The sequence below is a fragment of the Actinophytocola sp. genome, from assembly GCF_036555685.1.
GTDB lineage: Bacteria > Actinomycetota > Actinomycetes > Mycobacteriales > Pseudonocardiaceae > Actinophytocola.
The window spans coordinates 1-20,455 of sequence record NZ_DATBKY010000182.1; the positions used below are offsets into that span (position 1 = coordinate 1).

Sequence of the window (20,455 nt, forward strand, 5' to 3'; positions counted from 1 at the left end):
CGTCGACGGGGACGGCACCGCGGACGGCGTGGCTCTCGACTTCGACGGCGACGGCCGCGTCGACGACGTCATGTGGGACTCCGACGGGGACGGCATCGCCGACACCGCGGTGCTCGACCTCGACGACGACGGCAAGGCCGAAGCCGAGTACTCCGACCCGACCGGCATGGGCACGTGGAACGAGGAGGGCCGCGGCACCAGCCCGGACGCCTCCTCGCAGCCGCAGCCCCAGCCGCAGCCCACCCCGCAACCGCAGCCCGAACCCGGCCCGGAGGACACCGGCGGCAACACGGATGCCGGCTCCGGCAGCGACTACGAGCCCTACGGCGAGGGCGGCGACGAAGGCGGCGCCTCCCCGACCTCCAGCCAGGACGGCCCGGAGATTCCCGGCATGGGCTCGGACGACCCGGAATCGGAAGACGGCTCAGCGGACGGCTCGGACGACACCCAAGGCGCCGACGAGGGCGAGTCCACGGACCCGACCGGCGGCTACGACCCGCGCCCCGACGACGAAACCGAAGGCACCGACGACACCGACGAGGACACCGACGAGGGCGCCGGCCTGTTCGACAACCTCGAGGACGCTCCGGACGTCGACCGCGACGCGCTCGGCGAGTGGTACCACGAGCTCAGCTAGGCATCGGGATCCGCGACGCTGGTGGGGTCGGAGTTGTTGCGCCACCGCCGGCGTCCCGGCAGCACGAACCACAGCGTGACGAACAGGGCCGCGGCGAACGCGGCGATCAGCACGCCGCCCGCTGCGCCCAGCACCTGGCTGGTCAGCAGCAGGACCGTGAACGTCATCGACACCGCGAGAAACGCCATGCCGGCGATCGCGAACTTGTTCGCCCACTCGATGATCATCGGCCGCTCGCCCTGCCGGAACAGCAGCCGGTGCCACGCCGCGGGCGCGCTCAGCAGCGCGACGGCCACCGTCGCGCTCAGCACGGCGATGAGGTGTACGACGTGCTGGAACGCCGTCGTCCGGGAGTAGGGCTCGGTGAACGCGACCGCGAGCAGGAAGCCGAACAGGAACTGCACGCCGGCCTGGGCCACCCGCAGTTCCTGCAGCAGTTCGCTGATGTTGCGCGTCAGCCGCTCGTTGTCGGACTCCTCCCGCGTCGCGGCGGTGTCCTCGATCTGACCAGCCATCCCGCGGGAGTACCCGCCATGCCACAGCTAACGCGTCGACGGGCTCGGTTGTCCCTATTGTCCAAACAGGACGATCAAGCATGCCGAACCGTGGTCAGTGTGCGGCCGGGCCTTCGGGACCCCGCCCGAGCATCTCGAACGCCAGCAGCGTGACGCTGACCTGGACGGTGCCGGGGGTGTGCGGCGGCCGCGCCTGCTCGTGCATCTCGGCGGACAACTCGAGCAGCCGCGTGCGGGCGTCGGCCCACTGCCGCGGGGTCAGCCAGAGGTCGCCCTCGGTGACGGCGCCGGTCTCGCCGGGCCGCCAGGCGGTGAGCCGGTACCGGAGGTTGGAGATCATCGCCTCGACGAGCAGCGGCTGCGCGTCCTTCTGGTCGGAGAGCGGAGTGCCCTTGACCGCGCGGTAGAGCCGTTCCCGCCCACCGCGCTTCGGCCGGACCTCGTCGAGCACGACGAGCCCGGCCCGGTGGAGCGTGCGCAGGTGCTGGCTCGCGAGGCCGTGCGAGATGCCGAGCTCGGCGGCGAGGCCGGCGGCCGACATCGGGCCGCTCCACATCATCGTCAGCATGCGCAGCCGGGTGGGGTGGCCGAGCGCGCGCAGCACCGGGTCGACCTTGGTCACCGGTGGATTATTTCACCACCTAGTGATTGCTAGGGTGTGGTGGTGGACTTCCGTCGGGTATGGCTCGCGGACGCGATAAGCCAGCTGGGGACCCGGATGACGTTCCTCGCCGCGCCGCTGGTCGCGGTGCTGGCGTTGCACGCGTCCGCGTTCGAGGTGTCGCTGGTGTCGGCGTCCGAGTCGCTGGGGGCGTTGCTGTTCGGGCTCGTGGCCGGCGCGTGGATCGACCGGCTGCGGTGCCGGCCGGTCCTGCTGGTCACCGACTTCGGCCGGTTCGCGGTGCTGTCGACGATCCCCCTCGCCACGTTGCTGGGCTCGCTGACGCTCGGCCATCTGTACCTGGTCATGTTCGTGCTCGGCACGCTGTCGATCTGGTTCACCGTCGCGCACCAGTCGTACCTGCCGCGCCTGCTGCCGCCCGAGGAGCTGATGTCGGCCAACGCGAAGCTGTCGGCGAACACGTCGGTGGCGGCGCTGGCGGGGGCGTCGGCGGGCGGGTTCCTCGTGCAGCTGCTGACCGCACCGCTCGTGTTCGCCATCGACGCGCTGAGCTACCTGTGGTCGGGTCTGTGGATCCGGTCGGTGCGCCACCGCGAGCCACCCGTCGAGCGCCGGCCGGACCGGCACCTGCGGCGGGAGATCGCGGACGGCGTGCGGTTCGTCGCGCACCAGCCGGTGCTGCGCGCGATCGCTGGCCACACGGGGACGTTCGTGCTGTGGCAGTCCGCGAACGGTGCGGTGACGATCGTCTTCCTGGCGCGCACGCTCGGGCTCTCGGCGTGGGCGATCGGCGTGCTGAGCACGATCGGGCTGATCGGCGCGCTGCTCGCGGCCACGACCGCCGGGCGGCTGACCGCGCGGTTCGGCCAGGCGCGGGTGATGCTGGCGGCGGTCCTCTGGCTCGGGCCGGCGTACGTGATCCAGGGCTTCACGACGACGGGCTGGGGGCTCGCGTGGTTCGTGGTGAGCACGTTCCTGGCGAGCCTCGGCATCGTGCTGGTGGGCGTCACGGAGATGACGTGCCGGCAGCTCGTCTGCCCGCCGGAGCTGCTGGGCCGGGTGAACGCGACCATGGAGTTCATGATCTGGGCGACGGCGCCGGTCGGCGCGGTGCTCGGCGGCGGGCTCGCGACGTGGATCGGCGTGCGCGAGACGCTGTTCGTCGCCGGGGTTGGCGGCTGCCTCGCGGCCGCGTGGGTCGTGTTCTCGCCGCTGCGCCACATCCGCGACTTCGCCGACTCCGTCGGATCCCCGCGGCAGGGTCTCGAGCATGGCACCTGAGCTGGCCGCCGGCACGTGCCGCCGCCAGTGCCACAGCCGGGCGCGCACCGGCCGGCATGGAGCTGCGCACGGCCACCGGACACAATGGGTGAATGCAGTCTGCCGGGACACCGCTGCGGATCGGCCCGTACGAGGTCGACCCGCCGGTGGTGCTCGCGCCGATGGCGGGGATCACGAACGTGGCGTTCCGCCGGCTGTGCCGCGAGTACGGCGCCGGCCTGTACGTCTGTGAGATGATCACCGCCCGCGCGGTGGTGGAGCGGGACCCGAAGACGCGCCACATGATGGCCTTCGACGAGGGCGAGTCGCCCCGGTCGATGCAGCTCTACGGCGTCGACCCGGCCACCATGCGCGAGGCCGTGAAGATCATCATCGGCGAAGGCCTGGCGGACCACATCGACACCAACTGGGGCTGCCCGGTCGCGAAGGTGACCCGCCGGGGTGGTGGCGCGGCGCTGCCGTACAAGCGGCGGCTGTTCGCGAACATCATCGCCGCGTGCGTGGACGCCGCTTCCCCGCACGGCGTGCCGGTGACCGCGAAGTTCCGCGTGGGCATCGACGACGGGCACCACACGTACCTCGACGCCGGCCGCATCGCCGAGGCCGAGGGCGCCGCGGCGGTGGCGTTGCACGCGCGGACCGCCGCGCAGCGGTACTCCGGACAGGCCGACTGGACCCACATCGCCCGCCTCAAGGAAGCGGTGACGACGATCCCCGTGCTGGGCAACGGCGACATCTTCACCGCGGCGGACGCGCTCGCGATGATGGCGAAGACGTCCTGCGACGGCGTCGTGGTCGGTCGTGGGTGCCTCGGCCGGCCGTGGCTCTTCGGCGAGCTGCAGGCCGCGTTCGCCGGCGAGCCGGTCCCGCCGGGGCCGAACCTCGGCGAGGTCGCGAAGGTGCTGCGGCGCCACGCGGAGCTGCTGGTCGAGCACGACGGCGCCGAGAAGGCCATCCGTGACCTGCGCAAGCACATGGCGTGGTACTTCATGGGCTTCCCGGTCGGCTCCGGCCTCCGCCGCCGACTGGCGATGATCACCTCACTGTCCGAACTGGACGATCTGCTGTCCCAGCTGGACCAGACGGCACCGTTTCCCGAGGCGGCCGAGGGTCCGCGCGGCCGCCAGGGCTCCCCGGGCAAGGTCACGCTGCCCTACGGCTGGCTCGACGACCCGGAGGACCCGAGCGTCCCGTTCGGCGCGGACCTCATGCACTCCGGTGGCTGACCCCGATCCGGCCCGCGCCGTATGCGGCAGCGGTTAACCTGCAAGCAGGACAACGAGCTCGGGGGAGAGCATGCGACGCACGCACCGGTTCCTCGTGGCGGCCGCCCTCGGCCTGCTGCTGACCGGTTGCAGCACGCGGATCGACGGCACCCCGGCGCCGGTGACCGCGGCCTCCTCGGGCAACGACCGTGATCTGGTCAAGCAGTACTTCAAGGACCTGAACGAGTCGGGCGACGAGGGCACGTCGATGCAACGCGACTTCCTGCGCCGCACACAACATCCGGACTACACGGACAGGCTGTGCGATCTGGGCGATCTGGTCCTGCACATCGATCCGGCGATGTCGACGTTCCGGGAGGATCCGGGCTGGGTGCCGCCGGAGTCCCATTCGGCGGAACCGCCGCGCGGCACCATCTACGTGCTCGGGGTGTCGGTCAGCGTGCGCCAGCAGGGTGCCTTGCTCGGCGAGCAGATCGGCTCGCAGCGCGTGGTCGTGCTGGAGGGTAAGGCGTACGGCTTCTCGCCGTGCCCCACGGGGTGACCGGCGCCCCGGCGAACTGATCGTCATCGCGTTCCGCAAGCGTGCCGTGCGGGCAAGGTCACTGGTATGGAGCAGTGCCGGTTCCACCACTAGGGGGAAATCGGAATCCACTTCGCCCAAGCCTCAAGGCGGGTCACCGCCGGGACGAAGAGTCCTAGGTAGGGAGGTGAGCGCGGTGGCGGTACTCGACCCGGCCCGGCGGAACGCCGCATCTCAGGACGCGGCCTGGCGCGACCGGCGGATCAACGAGCCGACGGTGCCGATCCAGAACCCGGTCCGGCACTTCGAGAACGCCGGCCGCGTGGAGTCCGAGGACGCCACGAGCCTCATCGAGCTGTACAAGTCGGTCGCCGACCTGCTGGCCTCCCGCGGTGAGTACAAGCAGGCCTACGAGCACCTGAGGTACGCCCTCGAGCTCGCCACGGACCGGGTCCAGCAGCCGCAGGTGCCCCAGCAGTTCCGCCTGGAGGTCGACCGCCTGCGCCGCGAGAACGCCGAGGCGCGCGAGCAGAGCATCCGCGACGCGCTGACCGCCAGCTACAACCGCCGCTACCTCGACGAGCGCCTGCTCGAGGTCGTCGAGCTGCAGGGCGGCATCCCGTCCGGAGGTCTGGCCGTCGCGCTGGTCGATCTGGACTGGTTCAAGAGCGTCAACGACACCTACGGCCACCTCGTCGGCGACCGCGTGCTGCAGCAGGTAGTGGAGCTGCTGCAGGTCGGCCTGCCCGACGGCGGCTTCTGCGCCCGGTACGGCGGGGAGGAGTTCGTGCTGATGCTGCCCGGTGTCGACGGCGTCACCGCGACCGCGACGGCCGAGGCGGCCCGGGCGCGCATCGAGCAGTTCCCGTGGTCGTCGATCGTCATCGGCCTGCGTGTGACGGTCAGCATCGGAGTGGCACACCAGCCGCCGGCCGACGGCCGCACTCCCGTCAACCCCGAGCAGCAGCTGCGCAGTGCCGACGGGCTGCTCTACACGGCCAAGCAGTCGGGCCGGAACGCCGTCGCATACCGTGTGGGCGGCGAGGTTCGACTCTCCGGCGCGCCGGTCCGTCGGCCACGCTGACGAAAACTCTCAGCGGCAGTTAGATAACGTTTGATCTAGGGCGCTCGCTAGCCCAATCGGGCTAGCAGGAGACCGCCAAACGCGCACTGAAAGTGGCTGAAAACGGATCTGCAGTCGTCACGGGTGCCATCCATCCGTACTATCTGGGCCCAGAACGACACGGTGAGTCGGCGACACTCCGGCCGTCTACAACGTCTTGATTAAGAAAGCGGCACGAACAGTGCTGTTGCACAGGTTGGCGCGAGCGGAAGGGAGATGGGGTGCCTGACGACGAGCGGCCAGGCGGCACCCACTCCTCCGCCCATGATCCGAACGGCTATGGCCGGCGCCATCGGCGTGCCGCGGAGGAGCCGGCCGAGAAACCGCGACGGCGCCGCCGCTCGATGGAGGACGGCCCCGGTGGCCTGAGCGTCGCCGATCTCGTCCAGCGCCACGGCACGTCCCGGCACGACCTGTCGCCGGTCAACCCGGGCGCCCCGGGACGGCGGGGCCACAGCCGCCCCGTCGAGGGCCAGCCGGGCCGCGGTCGGCGGTCGGGCGAGGGCGGTCAGCCGGAGGGCTCGGGCCAGCAGGCGGACACTCCGGGCCGCCGCGTGCCGCCCGCCTCGGGCCAGACCGGCGGCCGCCGCGCGCACGGCTACCAACATGACGAGGAGGGGTACGGGCGCCCGGCGCCCGGCCAGCGGTCCGGTGGCTACCCCGTGCACGGTCAGTCGCCGAGCGGCCACGCATTACCGTCGCCGGGACGCCGGGTGACGCCGAACGGCCCCGGACACCACGCCGACAACGGGTACGGCTCCGCCGGATACGACCCCGACGACTTCGGCCCGGCCCCGCGTGGCTCGGCACAGAGCGGCGGCTTCGGCCCCGGTGGTTCCGACAACGGCTACGGCCCCGCGGACAACGGTTTCGGCCCCGGCGGGCCGGCCGACAACGGCTACGGTCCCGCCGGCCCGGCGGATGGCGGCTATCGCCCCGCCGGCCCGGCCGACAACGGCTACGGCCCCGGCGGTTCCGCGAATGGTAGCTACCAACCCGGCGGCGCGGACGACGGCTACGGTCCCGGCGGCCCGGCCGATGGCGGGTACGGCTCCGGTTTCGGCGCGGACGGTTTCGGCCCGGGCGACAACGGCCACGGCGGCCACGGCCCGGGCGGACCGGCCAACGGTTTCGGCCCCGGCGGCGCGGACGACGGCTTCGGTCCCAGCGGTCCCGCAGATGGCGGTTACGGTCCCGGCGGCCCTGCCGACGGTGGCTATCGCCCCGCGGACAACGGTCTCGGCGCGGCCGACGGTGGCTACGGCGGCGGCCGCGGGCGCGACAAGTTCGGCCCGGGCGGGCTGGACCGCGGCTTCGGTCCCGGCGGTCCCGACAACGACTTCGGTGCCGGCGGACGGCCGGGTGGCTTCGGCCCGGGTGGACCGGACCAGGGATTTGGTCCCGGCGGTGCGGACGACGGCTTCCGCGCGGGCGGACGGCCCGCCGAAGGCTTCGGTCCGGGTGGCCGACCCGACGAGGGCTTCGGCCCCGACAACGGCTTCGGCCCAGGTGGTCCCGGTGGCCGGCCCGACGAAGGCATCGGCGGTTTCGGGCCCGGCCAGGGCACCGGCCGCCGACCGATGCCCGAAGGCGGGTTCGGGCCCGGGCAGCAGTCCGGCCCGCGACCCGGTCCGGTCGTCCCCGGGCAGGGCAGGGTGCCGCCCAGCGGCTCCGGTCCCCGCCCGGTCCTCCCCGGCCCCGGACAGTCCACCGGCGGCTACCCGATTCCGGGCCCCGGCCCGTCCGCCGGGCGCCCGCTGGCGCCCGGCCCCGGCCAGCAGTCCGGTGGCCGCCCGGTGCAGCCCGGACCCGGGCAGGGCACCGGCCGCCGGCCCATTCCCGAAGGCGGGTTCGGACCCGGCCAGCAGTCCGGTCACCACCCCGTACCCCCGCCGCCGCACCCGTCCGGCCCCATCCCGCGCGACCCCGCCGCGCCGCCGCCCGGTGACCCCGCGGCCAACGACGGCCCGCCGCTGCCCGCGGCCCGCGCCGGCGTCGAGGACGGCAAGCGCCAGCGTCCCGGCGAGCCCGGTGGCAAGGTGCCGCTGCCGCCCCCGCGCAACCCCGCCGACGCGATCTCGATGACCACCGAGATGGAGGCCATCGGCGAGGAGGTCCAGAAGCGCCGCGGCATCGACCACACGCTCGCCCGCTTCTCCGCGGTCCACGACGAGATCCAGGCCGAGGAGCGCGAGCGCAAGGCCAAGCGCCGCAAGTTCATGCCGTGGCGGCACGAGGACGACGAGATGGACCAGCTCGACGAGCTGGTCGCCCAGCAGACCCTCTCCGCCCCGCAGAAGCAGGCGCAGAAGCAGGCGCAGAAAGAGGCCCAGCAGGCTCAGCAGGCCCGGCAGCGGCAGGAGGAGCCGGACGAGCTCGCCGAGCTGCTGCCGGAGAACGCGACCCGCCTGCAGGAGAAGAAGTCCCGCCGGCAGAACCGGTCCACGATGGCCATCCGCGTGGCCGCCGCGACCGCCGCGATCCTCGTGTTCATCGCGACCGGCATCGCGTGGGGCTTCAAGAGCTGGGTGGACGCGAGCTCGAAGCAGGTCGACGCGCTCGACCCGAACTCCTCCGCCATCCAGGACGCCGCCAAGCAGCGCGGCGACGAGAACTTCCTGCTCGTCGGCTCGGACACCCGGGCGGGCGCCGAGGCCGAGGACGGTGTCGGCGACGAGAAGGACATCGCCGGCGCCCGGTCGGACACCGTGATGATCGCGCACATCCCCGCCGACCGGGAGCGCGCCGTGGTCGTGTCCTTCCCGCGCGACCTGGAGGTCACCCGGCCCGACTGCGAGGGCTGGGACCCCAAGTCCGGCGACTACACCGGCGAGAAGAAGCCGGCCGCGGACCAGGTCAAGCTCAACACCGCCTACCAGGTCGGCGGCCCGAAGTGCGTGACCAAGCTGGTCCAGCAGCTGTCCGGCCTGATGATCAACCACTTCGTCGGCATCGACTTCCACGGCTTCAAGGGCATGGTCGACGCGGTGCGCGGCGTGGACGTGTGCGTGGAGCGGCCGCTCAAGGACGACGTGCTCGGCACCATCGTCCCGCAGGCCGGCAAGAACGTGACGCTGAGCGGCGACGAGGCGCTCAACTTCGTGCGCGCCCGCCACGTCCAGGGCGACGTGACATCGGACTACGGCCGGATCCAGCGCCAGCAGCGGTTCCTGTCCTCGTTGCTGCGCAAGGCGATGTCGAGCGAGGTGCTGCTCGACCCGGGCAAGCTCACGAACTTCGTGGACGCGTTCTCGAAGTCCACGTTCGGCGACAACATCGGCATCGACCAGATGATCACGCTCGGCCAGTCGTTGCAGGGCATCGCGGCCGGGCGGGTCACGTTCATCACCGTGCCGACCGTCGGCGAGGCGAACGAGCGCGGCAACGAGGACCTGCGCACCGAGGACACCAAGTCGCTCTTCCGCGCGATCCGCGAGGACACCCCGCTACCCGGGGAGACCGGCGGGACGCAGCAGGTCCGCAAAGGCCTGAAGTTGCTGCAGCAGAGCGCGCCCGTCGAGGCGAAGTCGATCAAGCTGCAGGTGCTGAACGGCGGCAACCCGACCGGCGGCATCGCCGGCTCGACCGCGGACCAGCTCGCCGGCTTCGGCTACCAGATCGTCTGGGTGGACGCTGCGCCGGAGAACGTCAAGTCCACGGTGATCAAGTACGCCAAGGGCAGCGAGGCGAAGGCGCGGCTGCTGCAGTCCTCGGTGCCCGACGCGGAGCTGGTCGAGGACCCGTCGCTGGCGGGCGCCATCCAGCTGATCATCGGTCCGGGCTTCGACGGCAAGGTCGTCGCGCCCGGCAAGGGCCAGCCTGCCTCAGAGCTGCCCAACGGCCTGTCCACGGTCAACGGCGGGGACGTTTCCTGCGCCTGACCTGGTACTCGTTTCGTTTTCTGGGGTTCATCTGGGATTCATCCGGCGCTGCGTTTCGGGTGCTTCGGCGGCCGTAGGCTGTCGCCATGCGTGAGGCCTACCAAGTCGAACTCGGTCAGCTCGTCGACGAGCTCTCCGGCATGTGCTCGATGGTCGCGACGGCCATGGAGCTCGCCACCCGGTCCCTGCTCGACGCCGACCTCGGCCTGGCCGAACAGGTGATCGGCGACGACGAGAAGGTGGACGAGGCGAGGTCGGCGTGCGAGGAGCACGCGTACGCGCTACTGGCCCTGCAGGCGCCGGTGGCGACCGACCTGCGCAGCGTGCTGGCCGCGATCCACGCCGCGGAGAGCCTCGAGCGGATGGGCGACCTGGCCCTGCACGTGGCCAAGGCCGCCCGGCGGCGGCACCCGCAGCCGGTGCTGCCCGAGCAGGTGCGCCCGTACTTCGCGGAGATGGGCCGCGTGGCCGTCGAGCTGGCCCGCGAGGCCGAGCAGGTCATCCTCAGCAAGGACATCCAGCAGGCCCGCTCGCTGGAGCGCGCCGACGACGAGATGGACGACCTCCACCGGCACCTGTTCTCGGTGATCATGGACAAGGACTGGCCGCACGGCGTGGCCTCGGCCGTGGACGTGACGCTGCTCGGCCGCTTCTACGAGCGCTTCGCCGACCACGCGGTGTCGGTCGCCAAGCGCGTCGTGTTCGTGGTGACCGGCCGCATGCCGGGCGCCGACCACGACGAGGTCGTCTAACCGCTCAGCGCCGCGGGGCCACCGACTCGATCATCTCGCCGAGCGAGTGCGTCAGGCGGATCGTGTCCGCGGGCGAGAACGTGCTCGTGACCGCGCCGTCCTCGGTCGCGGGGCGGGACAGCGACAGGTACCGGCCGGCGTCCGTGTCGAACCACATCAGGCCGCCGGCCTGCACCTCGCGGCCGTGGCGGTCGCGGCCGGACACCGCGAAGAAGCCCGTCCCCGTCCGCGGGCGCTGCAGGTACGCGCTCGCGGCGCGCAGCTGCTGCTCGCTCGGCGCGTGGATCTCGGCGAAGAGGCTCTCGCCCTCGTCGGCCTGCCCGCGCGGCGGCGCGCCGGGGTTCGAGATCGTGACCGACTGGCCGGGACCCGCCTGCGCCTTCGGCAACAGGCCGACCAGCGTCAACGCCAGCGCGGTCGGCCGGATCAGCTCGAAGCGCAGGTTCTGCTCGTCCTTCACCGCGAGCACGCCCGTCTCGCCGGTCGCCGACGCTCGCGCGTAGATCTCGCGGTTCTTCTCGACCGTCCCCATCACGGCGACGGCGATGACGTAGTCGGACACCGCGCGGACCGCGCGCTCGAGGTCGGGGTCGAGGCCGTCCGGGCCGGCCAGCCCGCGCCGGCCGAGGTCGGTGAACACCGCGCGGGCGATGCGGATCCGGTCCTCCTGGAACTGGCCGACGCTCGGGATGTCGAACGGGAAGAGCCGAAGGTTCACGCCGAGGAACTGCGCCACGATGTCCGCCGCGGCGAGCGAGAGCGTGAACGTTCTGCCCATCACTCGCCGATCACGGGCGGCGCGGTCATCTCGTCGGTGCCGAACACGGCGTCCGGGTCGCCCTCGACCAGGAACGACGGCCGCTGGTGCTCGTCGTCCTCGTCGCCCTGGCCGCGCCCGCCGGGGACCGCGCCCATGCCGGCGCCACCACGTCCGGCGCCACCGCCGACGCCGCCACGCAGCGCGGCACCCTCGGCCGCCGCGGCCGCACCACCGGCACCCATGCCGCTTCCGGAACCGAGCCCGCCGCGGCCGGCGCCGGCGCCACCCGCGCCGGAACCACCGGAGCCGTACCCACCGCCCGAGCCGCCGTAGCCGCTACCGGAACCGCCGCCGGAGCCGAAGCCGGTGCCACCCGGACCGCCGAAGCCCGGCCCGAAGCGCCCGCCGCCGGGGCCGAAGCGGCCGCCACCGCGCTCGAAGTCGCTGCCGCCGGGACCGCCGCCACCCAGGCCGACCGGGAACGGCCCGCCGCCGGGCAGGCCGGAGTTCGGCCCGCCGGGGCCCGTGCCGCCCGGCGGGATGCCGCCGGGTCCGGTCCCGCCGGGGCCGGTGCCACCGGGGCCGTTCCCGCCGCCGGGAAAGCCGGGGAAGCCACCACCGCTCGGGTCGGTGGTCCCACCGCCCGTGCCGGTACCGCCACCACCGGGCAGCCCGGGGATGTCGCCGCCGCCGGTGGTCCCGCCGCCCGAGCCACCGCCCGAGCCGCCACCGGAGCCACCGCCGTTGCCGCCCCCGCCGGGCAGGGTCGGGGCGCCCTGGAAGCCGGAGCCCCCACCGGTGCCCCCGGCGCCTCCCGTGCCGCCGCTACCGGTGCCGGTGCCGTTCGGGTTGAGACCCTGGCCGGCCGCGGTGCCGCCGATCTTGTCCTGGCCCATCGCGCCGAGCGTGCCGCCGCCGCCCGACATCTGCGGCGGGCTGGCGAACGCGGGCATCGTGCTGGCGCCGGCGAGGCTGCCGTCGTACGTCGTGAGCACCCGCGCGGCCTGCTCGTGCGCGGCCTGCTGCGCCTGGTACTGCGCCATGTATGTCGTGTACTTGCGCATCATGTCGACGGGGTTCGTCGTGGCCTGCAGGTCCCGGTTGGCGGCGGCCACGTCGAAGTCCACCGGCTCGGGCATCGCGCGCTTGGCCTCGGCGACCGAGGCGGCGTAGATGTTGGTCTGCGTGCCGGCGAGCTGCGCGCTCTGGCCCGCGTTGCCCACCCAGTTGCCGACGTCGGCCATGAACGTGCGGGCGGCGTTGCCGGCGCTGCCCTGCCAGTCGGCCTCGCTGTTGTTGATCGCGGAGGCGACGCCGGACTGGAAGCGGGTCATCGCGTTGCCGGCCTCGATCCACGCGTCGCCCATCTGGCCGACCGTGCCCGGATCGACGCCGTCGGTGACCATCTGCTTGAGCTGCGGGTGCGGAGTCGCCAGGTAGTTGGCGGCCGCGATCGGGGGTGGCTGGCGCGTGTTGACGCCCGCGGCGAGGTCCCGGGCCTGCTGGTCGAGCTCCTGGTTGTACGCGGTGTTGACGCGGCCGTCGCGGGTGAAGCGGTTGATGAACTGGATGAGCCAGTTGTCGCCTTCCTCCTGCTGGTCAGCGGTGTGCTCGGCGTTCTGGCGGACCTCCCGGCCGGTGTCGGACGTGTCCCCGCGATCGATGTAGTAGTCGCTCGTCGGATCCTTGGTCGGGTCGTACCGGCCGTCGTCCGTGTTCGGCTGATGGTGTCGCCGTGCCATCGCTATCGCTCCCCGTCCTCAGGGCAACTTGGGTTCTACCAGTGCTGCTGCCTGCTTCGCGATCGTGCAGCCCGTCGCCTCGTCGTCGGCCGCCGCGATGACGTCGACCCGCGACTTCTCCGTGACGCCGAGCGCCACCGCGCAGCTGCTGACGCCTCCGGTGAACTGGACCGCGTCGTGTGCTCCGACCTTCATCGGCGTCTTCGGCCCGGTGGACTGCACGTCTTCGAGCCCGAGCTCGTCGGCGATGCCGACCGAGAGCGAGTAGCTGTCGGAGTTCGCCCACTCGCACGAGCGTTCCGGGCCGACCACCCTCTCGCTGCCGCCGGTGAGCTTGAGCCCAGACTGCTCGGCATCGGTCAGCATCTCGCAGGGCTGCAGGCCGGCGGTGCCGGAGTCACCACCCGGAGCCGACGACTCCGTGGACTCGCTGGTGGTCTCCCCGCCCGGGATGGTCGGTGCGCCGGTGGTGCTGCCCGGCGCGGCGCTGCCCGGTGTCTCCTGCGAGCAGCCGGCAATGGCGAGTGCCGCGACGGCCACCATCGGTACGAGCAGCAGTCGCACGATCAGGCCTCGACCGTGTACGGCTTGGCGAGATCGGTGTCCATCTTGCGGTAGTTGTCCATCGCGTCGTTGATGCCCTGTTCGGCGTCGGCGAGCGAGTCGCCGAACTCCTTCAGCATCGCGATGAAGCCCTGCTGGTCGGTGGCCACGCTCTGCGCGTACGGCTTGATCGTCTCGGCGCCGTAGCTGCCGCCGATGGGTGGCTGCTGGGCGAGTTGTGTCAGCCGGTTGGACTGGTCGTGGATCCAGTGCCGCATCTCCTTGATGGCCTGGAGCAACGCGCGCCCACCCTCTTCGCTGATCGCGAAGTGGCCCTCGGCGGCCACGTTGGCGAGTTGCTTGGTACCTGCCGCGATGCCCTGTACCGCCCCGGCGATCGCGGCGCCACCACCTGCGTCAAGCATGATCGGCCCCTGTTCTTACACCTCAGACCACGCACCGCACGGTACCAATGGGCAGCCGTGCGGGACCTCATTGTGACGTAACTCCATCGCCGGTGGTTCCCACTTGTGAACATCGCAGGTGGGGAGCTTGCTTCACACGCGAAGACAGGGCGTACGGCGTAGGCCGATCGGCGTAACTCAGCCGAAGCGACCGGAGATGTAGTCCTCGGTCGCCTTCTGCGACGGGTTGGAGAAGATCTTCTCCGTCGCGTCCATCTCGATCAGCTTGCCCGGCTGGCCGACGCCCGCGAGGTTGAAGAACGCCGTCTGGTCGCTCACCCGTGCCGCCTGCTGCATGTTGTGGGTGACGATGACGATCGTGTAGTCCTTCTTGAGCTCGCCGATCAGGTCCTCGATGGCGAGCGTCGAGATCGGATCGAGGGCCGAGCAGGGCTCGTCCATCAGCAGCACGTCCGGCTGCACGGCGATGGCCCGGGCGATGCACAGGCGCTGCTGCTGGCCACCGGACAGCGACGAGCCCGGCTTGCTGAGCCGGTCCTTGACCTCGGTCCAGAGGTTCGCCCCGCGCAGCGAGCGTTCGACGATCTCGTCCGCCGTCTTCTTCGACATGCGGCGGTTGTTGAGGCGCATGCCGGCGATCACGTTGGCGTGGATGGACATCGTCGGGAACGGATTGGGCCGCTGGAACACCATGCCGATGTTGCGGCGCACCTGCACCGGGTCGACGGAGCTCCCGTAGAGGTCCTCGCCGTCCAGCGCGATGCTGCCGGAGATGCGGGCGCCCGGGATGACCTCGTGCATCCGGTTCAGCGAGCGGATGACCGTCGACTTGCCGCACCCGGACGGCCCGATGAGCGCGGTAACCGCCCGCGGCTCGATCGCCATCGAGACGCCCTCGACCGCGAGGAAGTCGCCGTAGTAGATGTTCAGGTCCTTGACGTCGAGTCGCTTCGCCATCGTCGCGCCTTCCTCTACTAGCGGCCGGTCTTCGGCGCGAAGAACCGGGACACGAGCCGGGCGATCAGGTTGAGCAGCATGACGATGATGATCAGCGTCAGCGCCGCGGCCCAGGCCCGGTCGTAGTTGATGGTGGTGATGCCGTTGGGCGCCAGGCCCTGGCTGTACTGGCGGAACACGTACACCGGCAGGGTCATCATCCGGCCGTCGAACAGGTTGAAGTTGGCCGAGTCGACGACGCCGACCGTGATCAGCAGCGGGGCGGTCTCGCCGATGACCCGCGCGATGGCGAGCATGACGCCGGTGACGATGCCGGCCGCGGCCGTGCGCAGCACGACCTTGACGATCGTGAGCCATTTCGGCACACCCAGCGCGTACGCGGCCTCGCGCAGCTCGTTCGGCACCAGCTTGAGCATCTCCTCCGACGCCCGCACCACGATCGGGATCATCAGCACCGCCAGCGCGACCGAGCCGACCACGCCCATCCGCACGCCGGGGCCGAAAAACAGCGCGAACAGCGCGTAGGCGAACAGGCCGGCGACGATCGACGGGATGCCGGTCATCACGTCCACGAAGAACGTGATTCCGCGGCCGAGCCTGCTCGGTCCGTACTCGACGAGGTAGATCGCGGTGAGCAGGCCGATCGGCACGGAGATCAGCGTCGCGAACGCGGTGATCAGCAGCGTGCCCATGATCGCGTGGTACACGCCGCCCGCGTCCATGCCGCCGAACACGCCGCGCATGGTGTACGTGAGGAAGTAGAGGTCGAACCGCTTGAGCCCGTACTGCACCACTGTCCACAGCAGACTGATCAGCGGGATGACGGCGAGCGCGAAGGCGCTGTACATCAATGTCGTCGCCAGCCGGTCGCGTGCGGCCCGGCCCCCCTCGACGACGGCGGAGAGCACCATGATCGCGACGGCGTACAGGAGCACGCCGAGGAACACGGTCAGCACGATCCCGAAGGAGTCGAACAGCGCGAGCACACCGGCCATGACGGCGAGGGACAGCACGAACAGGCCGATCGGCGTGAACCGCGGCAGCCTGCCGTGGCTCAGCTTCTTCCCGCCGAGCTGGATGTCCAGGGGATCCTGCAGCGTGGTCATCAGTTGGCCCCCGAGAACTCGGCGCGCCGCGACACGATCCACCGCGCGATCATGTTCACGACGAGGGTGATCACGAACAGCACCAGGCCGGTGAAGATCAGCACGTTGACCCCGAGTGCGGTCGACTCGGGGAACTTCAGCGCGATGTTCGCGGCGATGTTCTGGTGCTGGCCCGCCTGCAGGATGAACAGCGAGTAGGTGAAGCCCGGCGAGAGCACCATCGCGACGGCCATCGTCTCGCCGAGCGCCCGGCCGAGGCCGAGCATCGTGGCGCTGATGACGCCGGAGCGGGCGAAGGGGAACACCGCGAGGCGGACCATCTCCCAGCGGGTGGCGCCCAGCGCGAGCGCGGCCTCCTGATGCAGCAGCGGAGTCTGCAGGAACACCTCGCGGGAGACCGCGGTGACGATCGGCAGGATCATCACGGCGAGCACGATGCCCGCGGTGAGGATGGTGCGCGCCGGCGTGGCGACCGGCCCCTCGAAGAGCGGGATGAAGCCGAGCGTGCTGCTGAGCCAGTTGAAGAACGGCGACACCTTGGGCATCAGCCACAGGGCGCCCCACAGGCCGTAGACGACGCTCGGGATGGCCGCGAGCAGGTCGACGACGTAGCCGAACGCCTGCGCCACGCGACGTGGTGCGTAATGGGAGATGAACAACGCGACCCCGATGGCGACCGGGGTCGAGATGACGAGCGCGATGATCGCGGCCAGCACGGTGCCGAACACGAGCGGGCCGGCGTAGCTCAGCAGCGTGTCGCCGTCCTCGATGAACGAGACCTTCTTGGCGAGCTCGGCGCCGGAGATGTCGATCGCCGGCCATGCCTCGGCCAGCAGGAACACCGCGACGGCGGCGAGGATGACGAGGATCAGCGTGCCCGCGGCCCGGGCGGACGACGAGAAGACCACGTCGCCGAGGCGGCGTGGGGTGCGCTGTCTGCTGGCCGGTGGTGGCGTCTCGGGGTCAGCCGCCTGTTCACCCGTTGTGGTCACGACACAGTCTCCGTGTACGGGAAAGGGGGCCGGACCGGCCGGGCGGCCGCTCGTGCGGTCGCCCGGCCGTCTGGTCCGACCGTAACAAGGACGTCCTGCCCGATCAGCCCGCGGAGATCGAGTTGATGGACGCCTCGACCTCGGTGCGCAGCTTGTCCGAGATCGGCGCCGAGCCGGCCGCGTCGGCGGCGGCCTTCTGGCCCGCGTCGCTCGCGATGTAGCTCATGTACGCCTTCGCCATGTCGCCCTTGGCGGAGTCCGCATACTTCTCGCACACGATCAGGTAGGAGACGAGCAGCAGCGGGTAGGCGCCGGCGGTCGTGGTGTCGCGCTTGATGTCGATCGCGAGGTCGTGCTCGGGCACACCCTCGGCCTTCGGCGACTCCTCGACGACCTTGGCCGCGCCCTCGGCGGTCGGCTCGACGTAGGCGTCGCCGACCTTGATCTTCGCGACGCCCAGGTCGCCGGCCTGGCTGTGGTCGGCGTAGCCGATCGTGCCCTGACCGCCCTGGACGGTCTGGACGAGACCCGAGGTGCCCTGCGCGGACTGGCCACCCTTCAGCGGCCAGTCGCCGCTCGGCTCGTGCGGCCACGCACCGCCCGCCGTCGCGGCCATCCACTGGGTGAAGTTGGTCGTGGTGCCCGACTCGTCGGAGCGGTTGACCGGCGTGATCCCGGAGCTGGGGAGCTTGGCGCCCGGGTTGTCCGCGGCGATCTTCGGGTCGTTCCACTTGGTGATCTTGCGGTCGAAGATGCCCGCGACGGTGGCCGGCGACAGCTGCAGGCTGTCCACGCCGTCCAGGTGGTAGACGATCGCGATCGGGCTGATGTACAGCGGAAGGTGGATCGCCTCGGAGCCGCAGCGCTCCTTGGCCGCGGCCCGCTCCTCGTCGTCCATGGCCGCGTCCGAGCCCGCGAAGTCGACCGCGCCCTCACCGAACTGCGTGCGGCCGCCGCCGGAACCGACCGGGTCGTAGTTGACGGTGACGTCGGGGTTCTGCGAACCGAAGCCGGACTTCCACGCGTTCTGGGCGGCTTCCTGCGACGTCGCGCCGGCGCCGTTGAGCTCACCGGACAGGTCGCTCTGCTGCTCGGAGCCACCGCCGCCACCGCTGTCGCTCGCGGGGACCGGGTCGTTGCCGCACGCCGTCAGCGCAAGGGCGCCGGCGGCGACGAGGGCCGCGATGCGGCCGTAGCGAATGCGCTTCACTGGATCCTCTCGAGGTATCTCGAAGTCACGAGTAGGCATGCCCGCCGGCGGGTTGCCAGGACGGCACGGCACTCAGTGCGCTGCTGAATCGCGGCACAAGCGCGGACGCTAGGGAAGGGGGGTGGACAGGGCCGGGTGTTGAGGTGAACACGAAATGAACAACACCGGATTGTGACTTTTGTTGCGTTGAGTAACAGCCCTCTCCGCCTACCGCTGGTAGGCGACGTCCGTCTCCACGACGGTGAAGCCCAGGCGTGTGTACACGGCTACGGCCGGTGCGTTGTCCGACTCGACGTAGAGGATCGTGTCGCCGAGGCCCTTATCGCGTAAGTGGTGCAGGCCTTCCAGCGTGAGCGCCCGGCCCAGCCCGCCGCCCTGTGCATCGGGGTCGACGCCGACGACGTACACCTCGCCGATGTCCCCCGGGTGCACCTTGGTCCAGTGAAACCCGGCGATCCTGCCGGCCTTGATGGCGAGGAAGAAGCCCTCGGGGTCGAACCAGGACTCGCGCTCGGTCTCCCGGACCTCGTCCGCCGTGAGCCGGCCCTGCTCGGGATGCCAGTCGAACGCCTTCTTGTTGACCGCGACCATCTCGTCCTCGTCCCGGCCGGGTTCGAACGTTCGCGTGGTGACCCCGTCGGGCCATTTCGGTTGCGGTAGCTCGGTCGTCCGGTCGAGGCGCATCTTGAGCAGCTCGCGGACGCGCGAGAGGCCGTGCTTCGCCGCGATGCGTGCGGCGGCGGGGTGGTCGCCGTGGGACCAGATCCGGAGCTTGGACGCGGTCCTGTCGAGCACCTCTTGGACGAGGGCGTCGCCGTACCCGCGCCGCCGGTGTCCAGGGTGGACGATCGCCTCGGCGATCTGGTTGCCGAACGCGTCGCCATCGAGGTCGAGGTGCGCGTAGGCGACGAGCTCGCCGTCGTGGCGCGCCAGCAGGTGTAAGCCGCCCCGGAACTCCCGCGGGAGGGGCTCGCCCGCCTCGATCCCGGGCCGGCCGTCGTGATCGCGGGCGGCTTCGAGAAGGGCACGCACGTCCCCGCCGGGCTCGGACTCCTGCCAGATCATGTCCACACCCCCGACGTTACCGAGGGACCCCGACGCCCTGCCGACGTTGTCCACAAGGCGGATCGGCTACAGGCCGGTGGCGCCGTCGATCCGTTCCCTCAGGAGGTCGGCGTGGCCGTTGTGTCTTGCGCACTCCTCGATCATGTGGATCAGGACCCAGCGCAGCGACACCACGCCCCGCCACGTGTCCGTGCCCGTCACAGCCAGATTCGGGGCTGCGGCGACTAGGCGCTCCGCATGGGCGACCTCCGCGCGCCAGGCCGACCACGCCGCCTCGACGCCCGACGGGGACGCCAGACGGGGACGCCTCGTCGAAGTCGGCGTCCGGTGACGCGAGGGGCCATCTACTCAGCGCCGGGCCGCGACCTCGTCGGCCGTCTGCTTCGGGGGCTGCACGAACTTGTAGCCCACGTTGCGCACCGTGCCGATCATCTGCTCGTGCTCGGTCCCCAGCTTCGCGCGCAACCGTCGCACGTGGACGTCGACGGTCCGGGTGCCGCCGAAGAAGTCGTAGCCCCACACCTCCTGCAGCAGCTGTGCCCGGGTGAAGACCCGCCCCGCGTGCTGCGCCAGGTACTTCAGCAGCTCGAACTCCTTGTACGTGAGGTCGAGCGGCCGTCCCCGCAGGCGCGCCATGTACGTCGCCTCGTCGATCACCAGTTCGCCCAGGCGAAGCGCGCCGTCGGCGGGGATGCCCGGCGTGCTGCGCGCGGTGAGCAGGCGCAGCCGGGCGTCGACCTCCGCCGGTCCGGCGGTCGGCAGCAGAATGTCGTCCACGCGCCACTCGGCGTTGACCGCCACCAGACCGCCCTCGTTGACGATCGCCACCACCGGCGCGCTGTCGCCGCCGCTGGTGAGCAGGCGGCACAGGCTCTTCGCCGCGGCGAGGTCGGTTCGCGCGTCCACCAGGACCACGTCCCGTGACCCTGCGTCGAGCAACGCGGTCACCTCCGGGGCCTGCGTGCGCACGTTGTGGGGCAGCAGCATCAGGGATGGCACGACCGAGCCCGGCGTCGGGTCCGCGGTGAGCAGCAGCAGGTCGAGGCTCATGGGTGGGCCCGCCTCTCTGGGAGCGCTCCGGGGCTTTCCGGGAGAATA

At 71.4% G+C, this 20,455-nt stretch carries 18 protein-coding genes and 2 pseudogenes; 7 read left to right on the forward strand and 13 right to left on the reverse strand.

All coding sequences use genetic code 11. The features are described 5' to 3' along the window. Window positions 1-637: pseudogene (locus tag VH969_RS17475) on the forward strand (hypothetical protein); the annotation flags it as partial. On the opposite strand, the gene VH969_RS17480 reads toward VH969_RS17475, so the two are convergent. Beyond that, on the reverse strand, window positions 634-1,152 hold the full coding sequence (locus tag VH969_RS17480; RefSeq protein ID WP_331975419.1) for a DUF6328 family protein: 519 nt from the start codon (window positions 1,150-1,152) through the stop codon (window positions 634-636). The pseudogene VH969_RS17475 and the gene VH969_RS17480 sit on opposite strands and share 4 nt — an antisense overlap. A gap of 94 nt (window positions 1,153-1,246) precedes the next feature. Next, window positions 1,247-1,774: an ArsR/SmtB family transcription factor gene (locus tag VH969_RS17485; RefSeq protein ID WP_331975421.1), complete on the reverse strand. Its 528-nt coding sequence runs from the start codon at window positions 1,772-1,774 to the stop codon at window positions 1,247-1,249. A 42-nt stretch (window positions 1,775-1,816) separates the two neighbouring features. Between VH969_RS17485 and VH969_RS17490 the strand changes: the two genes are divergently transcribed. The 6 genes from VH969_RS17490 to phoU all read left to right on the forward strand — a co-directional run bounded on the left by VH969_RS17490 (window position 1,817) and on the right by phoU (window position 10,557). Next, on the forward strand, window positions 1,817-3,055 hold the full coding sequence (locus tag VH969_RS17490) for an MFS transporter (RefSeq protein ID WP_331975423.1): 1,239 nt from the start codon (window positions 1,817-1,819) through the stop codon (window positions 3,053-3,055). A 92-nt stretch (window positions 3,056-3,147) separates the two neighbouring features. Continuing rightward, window positions 3,148-4,281: a tRNA dihydrouridine synthase DusB gene (dusB, locus tag VH969_RS17495; protein ID WP_331975425.1), complete on the forward strand. Its 1,134-nt coding sequence runs from the start codon at window positions 3,148-3,150 to the stop codon at window positions 4,279-4,281. A 70-nt stretch (window positions 4,282-4,351) separates the two neighbouring features. After that, entirely contained in the window at window positions 4,352-4,822 is a 471-nt protein-coding gene (locus VH969_RS17500; RefSeq protein WP_331975427.1) for a protein kinase family protein, read from the forward strand. Window positions 4,823-5,084: 262 nt separating this feature from the next. Continuing rightward, window positions 5,085-5,885: a GGDEF domain-containing protein gene (locus VH969_RS17505; protein WP_414638543.1), complete on the forward strand. Its 801-nt coding sequence runs from the start codon at window positions 5,085-5,087 to the stop codon at window positions 5,883-5,885. A gap of 260 nt (window positions 5,886-6,145) precedes the next feature. After that, complete coding sequence (locus tag VH969_RS17510) at window positions 6,146-9,805, forward strand: LCP family protein (protein WP_331975429.1); 3,660 nt, start codon at window positions 6,146-6,148, stop codon at window positions 9,803-9,805. An 86-nt stretch (window positions 9,806-9,891) separates the two neighbouring features. Further along, entirely contained in the window at window positions 9,892-10,557 is a 666-nt protein-coding gene (gene phoU / locus VH969_RS17515; RefSeq protein ID WP_331975431.1) for a phosphate signaling complex protein PhoU, read from the forward strand. A 4-nt stretch (window positions 10,558-10,561) separates the two neighbouring features. On the opposite strand, the gene VH969_RS17520 is transcribed toward phoU, so the two are convergent. The 11 genes and pseudogenes from VH969_RS17520 to VH969_RS17570 all read right to left on the reverse strand — a co-directional run bounded on the left by VH969_RS17520 (window position 10,562) and on the right by VH969_RS17570 (window position 20,407). Further along, window positions 10,562-11,335 (reverse strand): ESX secretion-associated protein EspG, encoded by a 774-nt coding sequence (locus tag VH969_RS17520; RefSeq protein WP_331975433.1) that lies wholly within the window; start codon window positions 11,333-11,335, stop codon window positions 10,562-10,564. After that, window positions 11,335-13,059 (reverse strand): PPE domain-containing protein, encoded by a 1,725-nt coding sequence (locus tag VH969_RS17525; protein WP_331975435.1) that lies wholly within the window; start codon window positions 13,057-13,059, stop codon window positions 11,335-11,337. Before VH969_RS17525 ends, VH969_RS17520 begins: the two co-directional genes overlap by 1 nt. An 18-nt stretch (window positions 13,060-13,077) precedes the next feature. Further along, on the reverse strand, window positions 13,078-13,623 hold the full coding sequence (locus VH969_RS17530) for a DUF3558 family protein (protein ID WP_331975437.1): 546 nt from the start codon (window positions 13,621-13,623) through the stop codon (window positions 13,078-13,080). A 2-nt stretch (window positions 13,624-13,625) separates the two neighbouring features. Continuing rightward, window positions 13,626-14,027, reverse strand: a complete 402-nt coding sequence (locus VH969_RS17535) for a hypothetical protein (protein ID WP_331975439.1) — start codon at window positions 14,025-14,027, stop codon at window positions 13,626-13,628. Window positions 14,028-14,204: 177 nt separating this feature from the next. Continuing rightward, the gene (gene pstB / locus VH969_RS17540; protein WP_331975441.1) at window positions 14,205-14,984 is read right to left on the reverse strand and encodes a phosphate ABC transporter ATP-binding protein PstB; all 780 of its coding nucleotides are present in this window, start codon (window positions 14,982-14,984) and stop codon (window positions 14,205-14,207) included. Between the two features lie 17 nt (window positions 14,985-15,001). Further along, window positions 15,002-16,090: a phosphate ABC transporter permease PstA gene (gene pstA / locus VH969_RS17545; protein WP_331975443.1), complete on the reverse strand. Its 1,089-nt coding sequence runs from the start codon at window positions 16,088-16,090 to the stop codon at window positions 15,002-15,004. Next, window positions 16,090-17,082: a phosphate ABC transporter permease subunit PstC gene (gene pstC / locus VH969_RS17550; RefSeq protein WP_331975445.1), complete on the reverse strand. Its 993-nt coding sequence runs from the start codon at window positions 17,080-17,082 to the stop codon at window positions 16,090-16,092. The genes pstA and pstC overlap by 1 nt, the downstream gene beginning before the upstream one ends. 103 nt (window positions 17,083-17,185) lie before the next feature. Next, the gene (pstS, locus tag VH969_RS17555; protein ID WP_331975447.1) at window positions 17,186-18,292 is read right to left on the reverse strand and encodes a phosphate ABC transporter substrate-binding protein PstS; all 1,107 of its coding nucleotides are present in this window, start codon (window positions 18,290-18,292) and stop codon (window positions 17,186-17,188) included. Window positions 18,293-18,499: 207 nt separating this feature from the next. Next, window positions 18,500-19,357 carry a mycothiol synthase gene (gene mshD / locus VH969_RS17560; protein WP_331975449.1) on the reverse strand — a complete coding sequence of 286 codons (858 nt, stop codon included), beginning with the start codon at window positions 19,355-19,357 and terminating at the stop codon, window positions 18,500-18,502. A gap of 66 nt (window positions 19,358-19,423) precedes the next feature. Continuing rightward, window positions 19,424-19,663, reverse strand: a pseudogene (locus VH969_RS17565) (mycothiol transferase); the annotation flags it as partial. Window positions 19,664-19,705: 42 nt separating this feature from the next. After that, window positions 19,706-20,407: a winged helix-turn-helix transcriptional regulator gene (locus tag VH969_RS17570; RefSeq protein WP_331975451.1), complete on the reverse strand. Its 702-nt coding sequence runs from the start codon at window positions 20,405-20,407 to the stop codon at window positions 19,706-19,708. Between the last annotated feature and the right edge of the window lie 48 nt (window positions 20,408-20,455).